The organism is Sulfuricurvum sp., assembly GCF_030691015.1.
Classification (GTDB): domain Bacteria; phylum Campylobacterota; class Campylobacteria; order Campylobacterales; family Sulfurimonadaceae; genus Sulfuricurvum.
On sequence record NZ_JAUYFF010000010.1, the window covers coordinates 198,906 to 214,090 of the forward strand.

Below are 15,185 nucleotides of genomic sequence, written 5' to 3' on the forward strand. Positions count from 1 at the left end.
TTTTTACGTAAATTATTAATGCAATTATAGCTTCCCTTGTTGAAACCTATAAAAAGAGAAAGGAAAAATAGCCTACAATTAAGAAAATATTTTGATGACAGGTGACACAAATGGATGCCGCAAACACCAAAACATTAGAAGAGCTTCTCAAAAACTACAATCCGGAACCTCTCGAATACGATCCTGAAGTAGATGGAGGAGACGAATACCTCATCCGCGACGAGCTTCTCCAAAAAAAAGAGGAACTCAAAGACGTTATAACCAAGCTTAAAGAAAAACAGCGCGAAGACAAAAAAGTTCGCCGTTAAGTGCGCTTTGTTATAATCCTCCAAAAATTGACTAGGACTCTGTATGCTCCAAAGTGCATTTGATGCTTTTAATAATGGGCGCTATGATGAAGCGCTAGAGCTTTTTGAAACGCTCGCCCTCCAAAACAACCCTACCGCCCTCTCATCACTGGGGTATATGCACCAAAAAGGGCTGGGGGTTGAGAGTTCACTGGAGCGATCCTACCATCTCTATCTCCAAGCCGCCGAGCTGAATGAACCCGCCGCCATTTACAATCTCGCTCTGATGTATGCCGACGGTGTCGTTGTCGCACATGACCAATTCAAAGCCTACGAGTACCTCCTCCGCGCCGCCATATTGGAATTTCCACAGGCACAGTTTGAAACGGCACTCTCACTGGAGAGGGGTTTAGGATGTGCACAAAATTTCTCCGAAGCGGCATTTTGGTACGAAGAAGCGGCTAAGAGGGGAAATACCAACGCGTTCAACAATCTCGGCGTCCTCTATAAAGAGGGGCATGGAGTGGTACAAGACTACCCCAAAGCCTTTATCTGTTTCTCCCGCGCCGCCAATATGAATCTCGCTGAGGCTCAGTATAATCTGGGTCTTATGTACGATCAGGGGTTCGGATGCGAAGCCGATCACGATACAGCACTCGAATGGTGCCGAAAAGCGGCCTATAACGGTCACGAAAAAGCGAAAACTATTATCCGTTCTTTGCAAGAAGAGGGTAAGATTGTATTTTAACAAGGGAGCACTATGTTTACAGGTTTGATTCGAGAAATGGCGCAGGTGAAAAGCTTCGGCGGGAATCGTTTATCCCTCAAAGCCGCGCACAAACCTAAACTCGGTGACTCCATCGCTATCAACGGCACGTGCCTCTCGGTCGTGAGCATCGAGTCGGATGGATTTAGCGTCGAACTCTCCCCTGAAACCCTAAAACACATTGCTACCGAAAAACTAAGCGCTTCCGTACACATTGAACCCGCTATGATGATGGGGGATCGATTCGAGGGGCATATCGTCCAAGGGCATATCGACACGATCGGCACTATCCGCTCCATCACCGACAACGGCAACAGTTACGATGTGATCGTCGATGTCGACTCAGCATTTATCCCCCTCATCCCCCCGAAAGGCTCCATCACCATCGACGGGATAAGTCTGACGGTCAATGAGGTTATGGGAGATGCATTCCGCCTCACCATCATCCCGATCACGATGCGCGAAACCCTCTTCGGCACTTACAAAAAAGGGACACGGGTCAACATCGAAACCGACGTATTTGCCCGTTATATGCGCCATATTCTCACCTCATCGGCTAAAAAAGATCTCAGCTGGAATGATATTGACCATATTAGCGCGTTGTACTAACCATGAAAACCATTGAACTCATAATGATGCTCGCATTTGCCGGCGGACTGGTCCTGACACTCTATAAAGTGTATCTCTTTCTCCCGCAAAAGCCTCTCGCCGATGATGATACGACTCCCGAATCGGTCGAGTTGTTGGAGCGAATTATGGTCGAGTGCAACAATGCCCTCGAGCATCTGGACGAAGAGTCTCTGTTTCAGATGATGAGTTCACATCACGATTTTGATCCGAAACATTTCTGGCGCTTCAATGAAAACCGCCTCCGCCACCTCATCGAGCACTATCGCCTCAAAGAGCCGAATTTTCGTCTCTAAGACTTTGGATGGACGGATTGCACCCGATCTTATGTGCCATATCGACTTTCTCATACCCCTCTAAAGTACGCCGCGAGGCAATCGTCGCATTGCGATACCCCTCACCCTGATTTAAATAGACGTTAAAACCGTTTTCATACAGAGCCAACCGCGTAGCCAGAGCGGTCGAATAGGTGGTAACAACCCCCTCCTCTCCCATCAGTCGCCCTATATCGGCGAAGTATTCTCTCGTCCAAAGTAGCGGATTGACTGAGGGGCTAAAGGCATCCTGATAACACACATCCCATTCCCCCTCCAGTTCTCGCATCGCAACCCGTGCATCCATAATATCGACCGTGATCTGCGTCCGTTCATCCTCGTAACCGCCTAATGTTGCAATATCGGTAATGATGTTTCGATAGGATTCAAAGATTTCGGGATAAGGAAAATCGACGAGCGAAGCGACGAGTTCGCCGTCAAGTTCCGGGGAGTAGATTTCGAGGGTCGTATCGGGGAAATAGGTGTCGCGGTAATAGAGACTCAGGAGGGTATTAAACCCTAAACCAAAACAGATGTCGATGAGACGGAGATGATCTTTCTCTCTGTGCAGTGCAAAAGCGGGTTCGATGTGTTTTTTGAGCGATTCGTTAAGGGCGCCGTCTTTGGTCGAATGGTAGTGTTCGTCGTATTCACTGCTGTATGCGGTATAACTGCCATCCTCGCTTTGTACCCACGCCTTCACAGTCCATTTCCCCACATATGCATTTTTTTTGCCACGATCACCTCATACCCCTCTATCAAATCGCTCATTGCATTGATCGCCCGAAACTCCACCTGATCGAGCAGTTCTTCCACCTCACCAATCGGCATAGAACCGTTTTTTTGGAGAATAATAATCTCGGAAGCATTCAAAAGTGTGCGGTAAAGCAGCTCTAAAAATTTGTGTGGAGATTCGTGCAGATGCAATACATCCTGTACAATCACAGCGGCATAATCGCGAGGAATTCCCCCTGCGGGAGATTTATAATCTTTGATCGTAAAAGTTTTATGAAAAATATTTAGACTCTGATGATCCCCAGGGAAAAGTGAAACATCGATCAACCCCTCATAGGGAGCGAGGAAATCACCCATCTCCTCCGTCATAGAATCCAAATGGCTTGTCACCACCATAATTTTCGTATGAGGCGAGGGATGAAGAAGCGAAGTGATCATAATGACAAATCGTGCAGTTCTCTAAATAAGTATGCTTCGACAATATCATCGATGGTGCGCTGTGTATGAGCAACAAGAACCATCATCTGATTATCGATGAACTCCATAACGGGTTCATAGTTGTTGGTGACGATAACCGCATCCAACCAACCCTCGATTTCAGAACGATCCGTATAAAAATTAATCTCTACGACACGCCCCTCTTCCACCTCTACCGTTGCCCAAAACGATGCGCTTAAAATACCCGTGAGTTCTGACTCCTGCGTATCATCGCCATCCATCGGCAACAAAAGCTTCATTATTGCTCTACCTTTGCGAGGTCAAGCGCTAACGCTTCGTTATCCATAATATCAATATCTTTGCGGAGCACTTCGGTCGCAATCGCTTTCGCATCTTCGAGGGAGTGCATTTTGTACGTTCCGCATTGGTAAATGTTGAGTTCAGGGATATCATTTTGACTTTTAACTTCTAGGATATCTTTCATCGATGCTTCCCATGCTTCGGCAACGACCTCTTCGCTCGGTGTTCCGATCACAGACATGTAAAATCCGGTGCGGCATCCCATAGGAGAGATATCGATGATCTCGGTGCTTCCAGAGTTGAGATGATCACGCATAAACCCTGCAAAAAGATGTTCCAACGTATGGATACCTTCAGGAGAGAGTGTTTTTTCATTCGGTTTTACAAAACGTAAATCGAAAACGGTGATATCATCACCCTTAGGGGTTTTCATCCCCTTTGCTTTACGAACGGCGGGAGCGGGCATAATGGTGTGGTCTACGCAAAAACTATCGAGTAACGGCATGAAAATCCTTCAATTTTTATATTTAATGGGAGCAATATTAGCATATTTTATCCCCTCATCGCTATAATTTGACCATTAATAGAAGGATCTAACATTATGACAAGCCTCTTTGACGATACACTCGCCGCCCAATACCGAAACGACCCGCTGGGAATGAGGGTCTATACCTCCCAACTCTTAGGGCAAAGTAAGGAGTTGGTACTCCACGGCGGCGGAAATACCTCGGTAAAAATTGATAACACCCTCTACGTCAAGGGATCAGGCTGGAATCTCGATACCATCGAGAAAGGAGGATTCTCCCCCGTCGATCTGGGTGTACTGCTGGAAATGGCGACACGAGAGAGCCTGAGCGATACCCAAATGGTTGCAGAGCAACGTGCTGCCATGTCAGATCAGAGTTTCCCGAATCCCTCCATCGAAGCGATCCTTCACGCCATCATCCCTTATGATTTTGTCGATCACACCCATGCCGATGCGGTCGTTACCCTCACCAATACCCCCGAGGGGAAAGGATTAGTTCAAAAGCTCTACGGGAAAAATATGCTCATCATCGATTACGTGATGCCCGGATTTGAGCTGGCGAAACATATCTATGAGATTACCCGCAACATCGATTGGGAAAACCTTACGGGGATGGTTTTGATGCATCACGGCGTTTTCACGTTTGATAATGATGCACAGCGTGCCTATGAGAAAATGATTGAACTTGTCACTGTCGCTGAAAAGTATCTCACTGAGCAGGTCACATTGGCGTGTGGTGATTGTGAAGGAAAAGGCGACCCGAGTATTGCGCAAGCGGTCGGAATCGAAGCGGCAAAACTTCGCGGATGTGAGTTGTTTCCCCTTCTCATCGATTCACCCCGCGCCCAGCTTTTCAGTATCCTCCCCAACCTCGAATCGCTTGTCAAAAAGGGAGGGTTGACACCCGAACACGTTATCCGGATCAAACCGTTCCCTGCAATCATCGACGGTGATATCGCTAAGGGAATTGAGCAATTTGCGCAGGAGTACAAAAGCTATTTCGATACTAATGCCTCCTCGGTACACATCTGTCTCGATCTCGCCCCCCGCTACGCGGTGATCAAAGGGGTAGGTATCGTCGTGCTGGGGAAAGATGAAAAAGAGTCCCGCATTATCGGCGACATCGTCAAACACACGATTACCGCTATTCTCTCTGCCGAACAGCTCGGCGGATGGACATCTCTTTCATTAGATAAAATGTTTGAAATGGAATACTGGGAACTCGAACAAGCTAAACTCAAAAAATAAGGAAAAAAATGAAAATTACGAAAAAAGTGACCTTTATTGCCAAAGAGGAACATATCGCAACGGTAAAAAAATTATTAGAGGATATGGTTGCCCCCTCACTTAAAGAACCGGGGTGCCTCTATTACTATATCTTTCAGTCTCGTGATAATCCGCGTAAATTCTTCGCTGTTGAGTCGTGGGCAGATGAGGAGTCGTTAGAGGGGCATAAACACACGGAACATTATGCCTACTACAAATCGCATTATGAGCCGTTTGTGGACGATAAATATACCGAAGAGCTAGACCTTCTCGATGAAAAGGCGTATGGGTTCTAAATTCCCGGAGCCTTCCACATCGGCTCCGTAATCCCTTCACGAACTAGCTCCATTTGTTTAGCGTACACTTTAAGCCATCTCTCTTTGATCTCGCCGTATTGTTCGTGATTAACCGCGTTCGGTTCATACGTCCGCTCGATTTTGACGATCTCTTTCCCCGCCTCTTCAAAGCTTTTATAGACCCCAGCACCGATACCGCACGCCATCGCCACACCCAATGCCGTTGCCTCTTTGACTACCGGTACACGCACTTCTAATCCTGTGACATCCGCTAAAATCTGAGACCATAACGCTCCATTAGCCGCTCCGCTTGCAAACGTAATGGAGCTGGGTGAAACGCCGCTAAAGGCTTTGATGTTTTCCAGATTGATCGCACTCACGATGCACGCGTTCTCTTCCAATGCACGAAACATCGATGCGACGTTGTATTTGGACTCATCCAAGCCAAGCCCGATAAACGAGGGAGAGGCGTGTATCCACTCGCCGTAGTTCATCCGATCACTAAAGATGGGGGTGATTCCATACGAACCGATGGGAACACTTTTAGACATTGCTTCAAGCTCTGCATAACTTTTCCCACACCCAAGGGTGTTACGAAACCACCGCATAACCAGTCCCGTAAAAAAGGTGATCCCTTCTGCCTGAGACATTCCGCGTACGACATGCGGATTGACCCGCAACAGCATCTCATTAGAGAGTTTCGCATCGCTAGGGATATTGACCACCTGCTGCCAAAAACTCCCTCCGAGTACCACCGCATCGCCGAGCGCAGATGCTCCCAGCCCCGCCGTACCGATTTGAACGTCACCGCCCCCCATCACCACTAGGGTTTCCGTGCTTAATCCCGTCTCGTTAGAGGTTTCTGCATTGATGTGACCTAATACCTCTCCGCTCTCGCGTATCGGGACAAACAAATCTTTGAGTCCGCATCTCTCGAACTCAGTTTTATTCCAAGTGCGATTTTTCAGACTAAAAGCTCCCGCCGTTCCCGCATTAGAAGGCTCAGACGCTAACTCTCCGCTGAGCTTGAAGAGTATCCAATCACTGATCATTGTAAAATAGCGGGCTTTCTCATACACGGTTGGGCGATTATTTTTCAGCCACAGCAGTCGCGGTGCGGCAGAGAGGGCAAACGTTTGTCCACTTATTGCGTAACTCTCTGCTTCCAGTGTTGGAAATGTTTTTTTGAGATAGGAGACTTCCTCACCTGAGCGACCATCGACATTCGCTACTCCCCATATCTCACGGTTATCGCCATCATAGACAACGATCCCCTCGCGCATACTCGATGCCGATACCGCCGCAATCTCAGTAGGATTGATCCCTGAGGCAGCAATCGATTCTCGGATACACCGCTTCGCAAGTTCCCAACCGCGCACAAAATCAAATCCCATAGACCCTGCAACACCCGCCTCAGCGATATGTTCCCACTCATATTGGGCAATAGCTACTTGATTTCCGAGTGTATCAAAAATGATGGAACGGATACTCCCCGTTCCCGCATCGAGTACTAGGAAGTAACGACTCACCGTAACTCTTTCATGTTCAAAAAGAGCTCCATCGGGAGGCGCTTTTCTATAGTCCCCTCAATAGGACGGATATCAACATTACAAATTGTCTCTTTGAGCTCTTCAGCAAGTTCGAGCAACTCTTCTTTGCTTTCGCGCTTTGCGATGCCGCGTGCGGAACATCCTGAATTGTTTAAATGGTTATAGGTCATTCTGTACATAAGATTATCCAATAGTTTTAAGTAATAGGATAAAGCAAAGAGAGTTCCAAAAATTTATAAGGGGAAAAGAGAGAAGATAAAGAGAGGAGAGGAAGTGTCTTAGACACTTGCCTCTTCGCGACGTTGGAGATAATCCCATTTCGCATCGACACGAGTTTGCCACTCATCGATAAGGTAATCGTATTGTTTGGTGAAAAGGTGTTTAAAACGCCCTTGTGCACCGAGGTAATCACGTACCGGAACAATATTTTTCGGACGGTAAGTAATATTAAGTTTGGTTCCGTCAATGATTTCGTACAATGGGAAAACCAATGAATCGGTTGCCAAATCAGAGATGGAGATGGTATCTTCCGGAGCAAATTTCCACTCAGTTGTACACGCTGACATCGCATTAATATAAACAGGGCCTTCTGCGGCAAACCCTTTTTGAATTTTTGCCACCATGTCTTTCCATTTGTTCGGAGCGACTTGTGCTACATAAGGGGCACCGTGTGCCGCCATAATCGCCATCATGTCTTTTTTGTTACGTTTTTCACCGTAACTGACACGTCCTGCAGGCGTCGTCGTTGCTGATGCACCGATCGGAGTCGAACTTGAGCGCTGTCCACCTGTGTTTGCATACACTTCATTGTCCAAACAAACGTACATCATGTTGTGCCCGCGTTCAAAACATCCTGAAATCCATTGGAATCCGATATCATAAGTTGCACCATCACCGCCGAATGCGACAAATTTAGGTACGCGATCCGGTTGTTTCAAACGCCCTTTGGTTTTGAGTGCTTTGTACATCGCTTCAGCACCCGCTACCGCAGAGGAACCGTTTTCAAATCCGATATGAATCCATGATGCATCCCAAGAAGTATACGGATAAACCGCAGTACATACTTCCAAACATCCTGTCGATGCCGCAAGAATCAAATCATCATTCGTAGCGTTTAAAACTTCACGAACAATAATCGAGTGGGCACAGCCCGGGCAAAGAAGGTTAGCCCCTTCAAAGCGATCCGCTGAAGTGGAAAAATCTTTGAGGTTTTTAATTTTTTTCATTTCTGACATAGGGGCTCCTTAGAAAAAAGAGAGTTTCGGTCCGCGAAGACCGATATACTGTTGCAATGGAGTGGTTACTTTACCAGCATCCGCATTTGCTTTGAGATCCGTGAAGATACTCACTAAGTGTGCTTTGGTCAAATCACGTCCGCCCAATCCGTAGATATAGTTCGTGAGAACTGTTTTCGTATCGGTGTTAAACAATGATCCTGAAATCTCATTGAATAAGGCTCCGACCGTACCATGCGGGCTTGAACGATCAAGTGCTCCGATTGCTTTGACATCTTTCAATGCCGCTGCAATTTGCTCCAATGGCCATGGACGGAACACACGAATACCGACGACACCCGCTTTAATGCCGTGTTGTGCACGCATCTCTTCGGCAACTTCACGTGCCGTTTCAACCGATGTTCCCATACAAACAACCGCTACTTCCGCATCGTCCATATTATACGACTCAACGATGTTATAACGACGACCTGTCAATTTTTCAAACTCGTCAAACGCCGCTTCGATTTTCGGGATAACTGCTGTCATAAGAGCATGCTGCTGACGTGCTTTATGCTCAAAATGCCAATCTTCTTCCGTTTGTACCCCGTGAGTTACCGGATGATCAAGATCGAGCATATCGTTCATCGGTTTATATTCACCGACGAATTTGTAGGCTACATCATCAGGAAGGGTATGAACCCCTTGAGCCGTATGTGAGGTCATAAATCCGTCTTGGTGAACCATAGCCGGCAAACGAACGTCATGATCTTCAGATACTTTGAATGCAATGAAGTTCAAATCATAGGCATTTTGAGGGCAATACGAATCGAGTTGAATCCAACCGCTGTCGCGTCCCATATACATATCAGAGTGATCACCGTTAACGTTAAGCGGCGCACCGATAGCACGATTAACAACATTAAGGACGATCGGTAAACGCATACCTGATGCAGAGTACAACGTCTCTACCATCAGTGCAAACCCTTGAGAACTGGTAGCCGTAGCAACCCGTCCACCTGCTGCAGCCGCACCGATACAACATGACATTGCACCGTGTTCAGATTCAGTCATTACAAATTCGCCGTCCACATAGCCGTTTGCAGTAAAACCTGCATAATTTTCTACGATAGGTGTCGATGGGGTAATAGGGTAAGCGGCTACTACGTCAACTTGCACTTGACGAAGTGCATGACTTGCAGCCATATTACCATCCCAAACTTCAATATCGCGTAGTTCCATTGTATCAGCCATTAGTCTTCCTTTGGTTCTTCTGCTTGGTCTTTTTTCTCTTTTTTAGGCCATTCGGCAAGAGCACTCTCTTCATCTTTTTGTTCAGGGAACATGAGAAGAGATTTAGGGTTTGTCGGGCAAACCTGTACACAGATTCCGCATCCTTTACAGTGATCGAAATCGATTCCGATCATCTTTTTATCGCGTGAAATGATCGACATATCCGGGCAATAAACCCAGCAAAATTGGCAGTCAATACAATAATCTTTGTTGAACAAAGGTTTTTCAATACGCCAGTCAGCTACACTCGCCGTGAACGAGCTTGATTGTGAATAAGGGCGATTCTCCGGAAGTGTTGTTGCGATATCGCTTACGGCTCCGTCAAACGTTCGGAGCATGGCACCGATTTCGAACCCATCCCATCCTTTTTTTTCCATCATGTGCTCCTTATTTCACTTCATCATACGCGCGTTGTATCGCGATCATGTTGGCATCGATAATTTTTTGTGGAAGTTTTTTGAGAACTTTAATCATGCTCTCTTTGAAAAACTCGATGTCATACATCTCTGATACTTTCATCAATGCACCCAGCATTGGTGTATTAGGGATCGCTTTTCCGATTGTCTCTTGAGCAATTTTAATACAGTCTACGGTGTAGACTTTTTTCCCTTCCAATTTCGGCTGAGAAGCAATAAGCTCATCCGTACTCATATGAGTTGTAACGATATAAATAGTATTATCTTTTTCGTTTGCCGTGATGTCTGCGACATATACCAATGCAGGGTCAATAACCAAAACATAGTCGGGTCTCATAAATTTTTCGTGGTTCATAACCACTTTATCATCGACGCGATTATACGCCGTCATGGCTGCTCCACGTTTAGCTGACCCGTAAAACGCAAATGCCTGTACATGCTTACCGGTGGTGGATACAACATCGGCTAGACCTTTTGCACCTGTTACGGCACCTTGTCCGGCTCGACTATGCCATCGAATCTCTAGCATGAATTCTCCCTCTGACTTAAGTTTAAGTTGAATTTTATCAATACGTGTATTCTATGAAAGTTGCTCTTAAATGTAGCTTTTCAGTCGTTGCGAGCGATAAAACCAAAGATAAAATGTTACTTTCATCCCCTCTGAGCGATATATTTTACCGCTTCAAGAGCATTAGGTTTTATAATATCCGTTAATGTTAGCAATTGTTCCATATTATCGTATCCGCTGGTGATCGCGACACATTCTATCCCGGCACGGTTAGAAGCTTCAATATCAAGTCGGGTATCCCCGATCATCCAAACACTTAAATTAGGATTCCCCATCTCTTCTAGTGCTTTTAAAATCGGTTCGGGATGTGGCTTTGGATTCTCAACATGCTCACGCCCTATGAGTACCTCAAAATAGTGCATCAACTCAAAATGTTCCATCAGCTCACGCGAATAAAGCCCTGTTTTGGTGGTTACGATCCCTAAACGGGCAAATAAGGAGGCTTCGTGTACCGCTTCTCTTGCTCCGGGGAGCAAGAGAGTCTTTTGGCGTGAAATTTCCCGATAATAGAGTTTATAGGTCGCCACGTGTGCATCAATCGCTTCTGTTTCAACTCCGACACCCTCAAACATCGTCTCCAAGGTGTGTCCTATCTGTGAGGTAATCATCGCATCACTCACACCATGACCAAAACCGTGCGTTTGAAGAGAGTGGTGAAAACTCTCCAAAATTGCTTCGGTTGAATCGATCAGTGTCCCGTCTAAATCAAATAAAATCACTTTTTTCATTTTTTTTCCCAATCGATATAATTTTCCCAAATGCCGTTAATACTCGGTTTTATCCCTTTGATCGATCGGCTATAGACGTTGATCTCATTAGGGATCACCAAAAAGAGATAAGGGTTATCCTCTGCAATTTGAGCGAAAATTTGACGCTGCAAAGAGGCAATCCTCTCAGGATCGGTCGAATTTTCCATCTGTTCTATCAGAGTGTCGGTACGCGCCGAATGGTACCCCACAAGATTAAACCCTCCCGGAACGTCACTCTCAGAGTGCCAAAGAGCATACGGATCAGGGGTCAGGGAAAGCGACCAGCCCAACAATACCGCATCAAACTTTCTGGGTGCTACAACCGTATTCAAAAACGCCTGCCACTCCATCACCCGCAGCGTCACCCTCACCCCGACACCCTGAAGCTGACGTTGTAAAATTTCGGCGGCATACGGGCGAATCGCATTTGAGTTTGAGGTTGCGATCTCAAACTCAAGAGGGTGAGCGGCATCGTATCCTGCGGCTTTTAGGAGAGATCTAGCACGTACAAGATCACGTTTCGGAGTCTTTATCTCCGTGTTGAATCCTTTGCTTCCCGGTAAAAAAGGGCCGGTACATACTTTTCCATGCTTCAAAAACAATACATCGATCAAAGCCTCACGGTCAATTGCCAATGAGAGGGCTTCACGGACTCTGGGATCTTGAAATTTTTTCAGTCTGAGGTTAAGTCCCAGATAGGTATAACTGTGGGAGGGGAGCTCCAACGTTGCAAATTTTTGATGAAACGATGTGTCCAATTGCCGTTCATACTGCATCGGCTCCAAGCCGCTTACATCGATTTGACCCGATTTCAGCATCAAAAATCGGGTCATCGGATCACTGATGACATGAAATATAATTTTTTGAATCTTCGGAGGATGCTCGAAATAACTCGGGTTAGCCTCCAGAACAATCTGTTTCGAAAACTCCAGCTTTTTCAGGATATACGGCCCTGTTCCGATAGGAGCGGTATTAAAGCGTGAACCCATTATATCTTTTTCATTTTTGAGAATATGGCTTGGGACAATCCCCATCATCCATATTTCCAACGCTTTGAAATAGGGTTTTTCATAGGTAACGCGAAGGGTATGCTCATCAATGATTTTAACTTGTTTGATAACTCTGAAATCGGAAGCATAAGGGGTAATAGTCGTCGGCGATTTAATCAGATTATAGGTGAACAAGACATCCCTAGACGTGAACGGCTTGCCGTCATGCCATTTTACCCCGCGTCGAAGTTTAAACTCAATGAGTGTCGGAGTAACAAAACGGTAGGATTCTGCCAAATCCCCGATGATTTTCTGACCGCTCTCGTCGTATTTGACAAGAGAGTTAAAGAGAAATCCGGCAATAGACGAACTGGCCGAATCGGTAGCAATCAGAGGATTAAGACGCGCAGGGTTAGAGGAGGCACTTAGATGAAGTGTCGATGCGATGAGCCAAACACTCTGTAAAAGAAGTAGTAAAAGTTTCAATCCGTGCTCATTTTTTAGGTGAGATTATAGCATCTAATCTCACACTCCCTCTTTACGCGATTCTCTTATTTCATTGAATTTATCGACACCGCGTACAATGAACAAAATAATCAACCATGCCAAAATCATTGTAATAACCGTATGACTCAGAAAATGATCGCCAATAAGCATTTTATACGTCCCCATGCTCCATCCAATCAGCATAGCGGTAGAAGCAGCCGCAATTTTTACTTTTCGTGAACGAAATAAAAACACCAGTGCAAGTAATGCAAACCCGCCGCTTGCATGCCCTGCCGGCCAGCATTTTTGTTTTTCTAAATGACACTCTTCTGTAGAGTATTTTTCCCACACGCACGTATGGGGATAAACTCCACCAAAAATTTCAATATTTTTCGGGCATGGCATATTGGTTACGGCTTTTAATGATCCGACGATCACCGGAACTAATATGGATGAGAGAAGAACGATAGCTATCCCTCGTCGATACGGTTCAAAAAAAGGGTGTTTCCATACCGTTATCGAACCAAACAGCATCAAGACAGCGATAAGAATTAAAAGACGCTTGATACCATCGTAAAAAATAAATTTCAGAACTTCATTATTCGTGTCAACGACCCATTGACGGGTAAAGGGATTATAGAAATGGCTTTGTACCCAGATATCAGTTCCACTTAATCCGAAAAAAAGGACGGCACCTATTAAAATACTTACGGTAAGCGTTATATTTTTAGTGGATTCCATGCAAAATATCCAATTCACTTTGATAGACGCTGCTGTTGATTTCGGCAAAATTTAATACTGTATGAAAATAAGAATCATGCGATAACGGTTCTTTGGCTTTTTCTCTAAGCTTTCTCTTATTGACCTCGAAATGTTTTCCAAACCACATAACTGCGGGAACATGTTTTTGCACTTCAGGAGCGATTGCATAAGGGAACCCATGCAAATAAAGACCTTTTTCACCAAGAGATTCACCATGGTCACTGACATAAAACATTGCCGTCTCAAATTTATCATTGTGTCCTTTTAAAAAGTTGATCGTTTTTGAGAGAAAATGATCCGTATAAAGAATGGCATTATCATACGCATTCGTAATCTCTTGCTCGCTGCATTGCTCCAACTGATTGCTTTTGCATACGGGTGTAAATTTCTCAAATTCTTTGGGGTAGCGTTTATAATAGGCTGGGCCATGATTTCCCATTTGATGAAGGACAATCACAATGTCCCCTTTCGGATGAGACTTGATGTATTCATCCAGTCCTACCAGCATCCCTTCATCACGGCATTCCCCACCTTCACACATTGTATTTTTATCCGAAGACTTATAATCTTCATAGGTTGCACGAAGCGCTACTCCTTTGGAATCGGAGTTATTATCTCTCCATAATACGTTAACTCCCGCATGAGCGATAACATCCAAAACATTTTCAATATGGCCTGCTTTCTCGCCCTCATAGTTATCTCTAGTGAGAGAAGAGAACATACACGGAACCGAGACAGCTGTCTCGGTTCCGCACGAACTAAATTGAGAAAAATTGATAATATCCTCTTTTTTCAACAGGGGGTTCGTTTCGCGAGAATATCCATTCAGGGAAAAATGATCCCACCGCGCCGCTTCTCCAACAACCAAAATTACCAATTCCCGATCCACATCTGTAGCAGATATTTTGGCATCTTTGCCGATAATCTGCAGTCCTGTGTAAGGGTGAGAGAGGAATTTTTGAACATAATGACCTACCGAATAGAAATAATAAGCCGGATTAGCATAGTAGCGTAGCGGTTTATGCTCACGAAAAAAAGAGGTGTAGTTTTTATTAAATACCACCAAAACAACCAGTGCAATCCCCAAAGCTGCCCCAAAAAGTTTAGCTTTCTCTATCAATACCGCTTTGATCCCCTCGTCTCGAAACGATACGCGATAGATCAAAATCGAGGGAATAATACCGATCAAAGCCACATATAAAATCAAGGTGACACTGAACAAATCGGCAGATTCATTGAGATTGGTTTGAAGTATATTTTCAATCATATGGGCATCGATTACCACATCGTAGGTATCCATAAAGTAGGCCACGAATGAAGATGCCATCAAAATGATTATTAAGAGTGGTTTCGTAGCCCGCCCCCATGACAACAGCGTGAGCAGTATCACACACACGCTGACCAACAAAATAGCAAGAGACACAATAAATGGAAGTGTACTCCACGAGAGGGAATAAACATCAATAACGTGTTTAAAAAATGCTGTATTGGCAACGAGGGTCAAAAAAAATGCTACCGTAAGGATGACTTTCCATTGCAGTACTTGAGTAGATTTAAAAAAGGTAAACACAGCATCTCCAAAAAATAAGTTTCGCATTGTAAT

At 45.2% G+C, this 15,185-nt stretch carries 20 protein-coding genes; 6 read left to right on the forward strand and 14 right to left on the reverse strand.

The window, feature by feature from the left end; genetic code table 11:
* Positions 1-110 precede the first annotated feature (110 nt).
* From Q8O20_RS08390 to Q8O20_RS08405, 4 genes are read left to right on the forward strand one after another with little or no spacing between them, the layout of a single operon-like run.
* The gene (locus Q8O20_RS08390; protein WP_305530787.1) at positions 111-308 is read left to right on the forward strand and encodes a hypothetical protein; all 198 of its coding nucleotides are present in this window, start codon (positions 111-113) and stop codon (positions 306-308) included.
* A gap of 43 nt (positions 309-351) precedes the next feature.
* Positions 352-1,035, forward strand: a complete 684-nt coding sequence (locus Q8O20_RS08395) for a tetratricopeptide repeat protein (RefSeq protein ID WP_305530788.1) — start codon at positions 352-354, stop codon at positions 1,033-1,035.
* A 12-nt stretch (positions 1,036-1,047) separates the two neighbouring features.
* Positions 1,048-1,662 (forward strand): riboflavin synthase, encoded by a 615-nt coding sequence (locus tag Q8O20_RS08400; protein WP_305530789.1) that lies wholly within the window; start codon positions 1,048-1,050, stop codon positions 1,660-1,662.
* 2 nt (positions 1,663-1,664) lie between these two features.
* Positions 1,665-1,976 carry a hypothetical protein gene (locus Q8O20_RS08405; RefSeq protein WP_305530790.1) on the forward strand — a complete coding sequence of 104 codons (312 nt, stop codon included), beginning with the start codon at positions 1,665-1,667 and terminating at the stop codon, positions 1,974-1,976.
* On the opposite strand, the gene Q8O20_RS08410 is transcribed toward Q8O20_RS08405, so the two are convergent.
* Genes Q8O20_RS08410 through luxS form a run of 4 tightly spaced genes read right to left on the reverse strand, consistent with a single transcriptional unit; the run spans position 1,951 to position 3,972 of the window.
* Positions 1,951-2,697, reverse strand: coding sequence for a tRNA (5-methylaminomethyl-2-thiouridine)(34)-methyltransferase MnmD (locus Q8O20_RS08410; RefSeq protein ID WP_305530791.1), 747 nt, complete (start codon positions 2,695-2,697; stop codon positions 1,951-1,953). The two genes, Q8O20_RS08405 and Q8O20_RS08410, sit on opposite strands and share 26 nt — an antisense overlap.
* On the reverse strand, positions 2,694-3,167 hold the full coding sequence (locus Q8O20_RS08415) for a hypothetical protein (RefSeq protein WP_305530792.1): 474 nt from the start codon (positions 3,165-3,167) through the stop codon (positions 2,694-2,696). The genes Q8O20_RS08410 and Q8O20_RS08415 overlap by 4 nt, the downstream gene beginning before the upstream one ends.
* Positions 3,164-3,466, reverse strand: coding sequence for a hypothetical protein (locus Q8O20_RS08420; protein WP_305530793.1), 303 nt, complete (start codon positions 3,464-3,466; stop codon positions 3,164-3,166). Before Q8O20_RS08420 ends, Q8O20_RS08415 begins: the two co-directional genes overlap by 4 nt.
* The gene (gene luxS / locus Q8O20_RS08425) at positions 3,466-3,972 is read right to left on the reverse strand and encodes an S-ribosylhomocysteine lyase (RefSeq protein WP_305530794.1); all 507 of its coding nucleotides are present in this window, start codon (positions 3,970-3,972) and stop codon (positions 3,466-3,468) included. Before luxS ends, Q8O20_RS08420 begins: the two co-directional genes overlap by 1 nt.
* Before the next feature lie 96 nt (positions 3,973-4,068).
* Between luxS and Q8O20_RS08430 the strand changes: the two genes are divergently transcribed.
* Entirely contained in the window at positions 4,069-5,241 is a 1,173-nt protein-coding gene (locus Q8O20_RS08430; RefSeq protein WP_305530795.1) for a class II aldolase/adducin family protein, read from the forward strand.
* An 8-nt stretch (positions 5,242-5,249) separates the two neighbouring features.
* Positions 5,250-5,555, forward strand: coding sequence for a putative quinol monooxygenase (locus Q8O20_RS08435; protein WP_305530796.1), 306 nt, complete (start codon positions 5,250-5,252; stop codon positions 5,553-5,555).
* Here the strand turns inward: Q8O20_RS08435 and lsrK are convergent.
* The 10 genes from lsrK to Q8O20_RS08485 all read right to left on the reverse strand — a co-directional run bounded on the left by lsrK (position 5,552) and on the right by Q8O20_RS08485 (position 15,179).
* Positions 5,552-7,084, reverse strand: coding sequence for an autoinducer-2 kinase (lsrK, locus tag Q8O20_RS08440; protein WP_305530797.1), 1,533 nt, complete (start codon positions 7,082-7,084; stop codon positions 5,552-5,554). The two genes, Q8O20_RS08435 and lsrK, sit on opposite strands and share 4 nt — an antisense overlap.
* The gene (locus Q8O20_RS08445) at positions 7,081-7,284 is read right to left on the reverse strand and encodes a hypothetical protein (protein WP_305530798.1); all 204 of its coding nucleotides are present in this window, start codon (positions 7,282-7,284) and stop codon (positions 7,081-7,083) included. The genes lsrK and Q8O20_RS08445 overlap by 4 nt, the downstream gene beginning before the upstream one ends.
* A gap of 99 nt (positions 7,285-7,383) precedes the next feature.
* The gene (locus Q8O20_RS08450; RefSeq protein ID WP_305530799.1) at positions 7,384-8,340 is read right to left on the reverse strand and encodes a thiamine pyrophosphate-dependent enzyme; all 957 of its coding nucleotides are present in this window, start codon (positions 8,338-8,340) and stop codon (positions 7,384-7,386) included.
* 9 nt (positions 8,341-8,349) lie between these two features.
* Positions 8,350-9,573 carry a 2-oxoacid:ferredoxin oxidoreductase subunit alpha gene (locus Q8O20_RS08455; protein WP_304739285.1) on the reverse strand — a complete coding sequence of 408 codons (1,224 nt, stop codon included), beginning with the start codon at positions 9,571-9,573 and terminating at the stop codon, positions 8,350-8,352.
* Complete coding sequence (locus tag Q8O20_RS08460) at positions 9,573-9,989, reverse strand: 4Fe-4S dicluster-binding protein (protein ID WP_305530825.1); 417 nt, start codon at positions 9,987-9,989, stop codon at positions 9,573-9,575. Before Q8O20_RS08460 ends, Q8O20_RS08455 begins: the two co-directional genes overlap by 1 nt.
* Positions 9,990-9,999: 10 nt before the next feature.
* Positions 10,000-10,557 carry a pyruvate flavodoxin oxidoreductase subunit gamma gene (locus Q8O20_RS08465; protein WP_304739287.1) on the reverse strand — a complete coding sequence of 186 codons (558 nt, stop codon included), beginning with the start codon at positions 10,555-10,557 and terminating at the stop codon, positions 10,000-10,002.
* Between the two features lie 122 nt (positions 10,558-10,679).
* Positions 10,680-11,324 carry an HAD family hydrolase gene (locus Q8O20_RS08470; RefSeq protein ID WP_305530800.1) on the reverse strand — a complete coding sequence of 215 codons (645 nt, stop codon included), beginning with the start codon at positions 11,322-11,324 and terminating at the stop codon, positions 10,680-10,682.
* Positions 11,321-12,820 carry a peptide-binding protein gene (locus Q8O20_RS08475; RefSeq protein ID WP_305530801.1) on the reverse strand — a complete coding sequence of 500 codons (1,500 nt, stop codon included), beginning with the start codon at positions 12,818-12,820 and terminating at the stop codon, positions 11,321-11,323. The genes Q8O20_RS08470 and Q8O20_RS08475 overlap by 4 nt, the downstream gene beginning before the upstream one ends.
* Before the next feature lie 39 nt (positions 12,821-12,859).
* The gene (locus Q8O20_RS08480; RefSeq protein WP_305530802.1) at positions 12,860-13,561 is read right to left on the reverse strand and encodes a phosphatase PAP2 family protein; all 702 of its coding nucleotides are present in this window, start codon (positions 13,559-13,561) and stop codon (positions 12,860-12,862) included.
* Positions 13,548-15,179, reverse strand: coding sequence for a phosphoethanolamine transferase (locus Q8O20_RS08485; protein ID WP_305530803.1), 1,632 nt, complete (start codon positions 15,177-15,179; stop codon positions 13,548-13,550). The genes Q8O20_RS08480 and Q8O20_RS08485 overlap by 14 nt, the downstream gene beginning before the upstream one ends.
* Positions 15,180-15,185: the final 6 nt, after the last annotated feature.

Excerpts from the sequence above, each read along its gene's own strand:
- Q8O20_RS08390 (WP_305530787.1), top strand. The coding sequence starts at position 111 with ATGGATGCCGCAAACACCAAAACATTAGAAGAGCTTCTCAAAAACTAC.
- Q8O20_RS08395 (WP_305530788.1), top strand. The coding sequence starts at position 352 with ATGCTCCAAAGTGCATTTGATGCTTTTAATAATGGGCGCTATGATGAA.
- Q8O20_RS08400 (WP_305530789.1), top strand. The coding sequence starts at position 1,048 with ATGTTTACAGGTTTGATTCGAGAAATGGCGCAGGTGAAAAGCTTCGGC.
- Q8O20_RS08405 (WP_305530790.1), top strand. The coding sequence starts at position 1,665 with ATGAAAACCATTGAACTCATAATGATGCTCGCATTTGCCGGCGGACTG.
- Q8O20_RS08415 (WP_305530792.1), bottom strand. The coding sequence starts at position 3,167 with ATGATCACTTCGCTTCTTCATCCCTCGCCTCATACGAAAATTATGGTG.
- Q8O20_RS08420 (WP_305530793.1), bottom strand. The coding sequence starts at position 3,466 with ATGAAGCTTTTGTTGCCGATGGATGGCGATGATACGCAGGAGTCAGAA.
- luxS (WP_305530794.1), bottom strand. The coding sequence starts at position 3,972 with ATGCCGTTACTCGATAGTTTTTGCGTAGACCACACCATTATGCCCGCT.
- Q8O20_RS08430 (WP_305530795.1), top strand. The coding sequence starts at position 4,069 with ATGACAAGCCTCTTTGACGATACACTCGCCGCCCAATACCGAAACGAC.
- Q8O20_RS08435 (WP_305530796.1), top strand. The coding sequence starts at position 5,250 with ATGAAAATTACGAAAAAAGTGACCTTTATTGCCAAAGAGGAACATATC.
- Q8O20_RS08445 (WP_305530798.1), bottom strand. The coding sequence starts at position 7,284 with ATGTACAGAATGACCTATAACCATTTAAACAATTCAGGATGTTCCGCA.
- Q8O20_RS08450 (WP_305530799.1), bottom strand. The coding sequence starts at position 8,340 with ATGTCAGAAATGAAAAAAATTAAAAACCTCAAAGATTTTTCCACTTCA.
- Q8O20_RS08455 (WP_304739285.1), bottom strand. The coding sequence starts at position 9,573 with ATGGCTGATACAATGGAACTACGCGATATTGAAGTTTGGGATGGTAAT.
- Q8O20_RS08460 (WP_305530825.1), bottom strand. The coding sequence starts at position 9,989 with ATGGAAAAAAAAGGATGGGATGGGTTCGAAATCGGTGCCATGCTCCGA.
- Q8O20_RS08465 (WP_304739287.1), bottom strand. The coding sequence starts at position 10,557 with ATGCTAGAGATTCGATGGCATAGTCGAGCCGGACAAGGTGCCGTAACA.
- Q8O20_RS08470 (WP_305530800.1), bottom strand. The coding sequence starts at position 11,324 with ATGAAAAAAGTGATTTTATTTGATTTAGACGGGACACTGATCGATTCA.
- Q8O20_RS08480 (WP_305530802.1), bottom strand. The coding sequence starts at position 13,561 with ATGGAATCCACTAAAAATATAACGCTTACCGTAAGTATTTTAATAGGT.
- Q8O20_RS08485 (WP_305530803.1), bottom strand. The coding sequence starts at position 15,179 with ATGCGAAACTTATTTTTTGGAGATGCTGTGTTTACCTTTTTTAAATCT.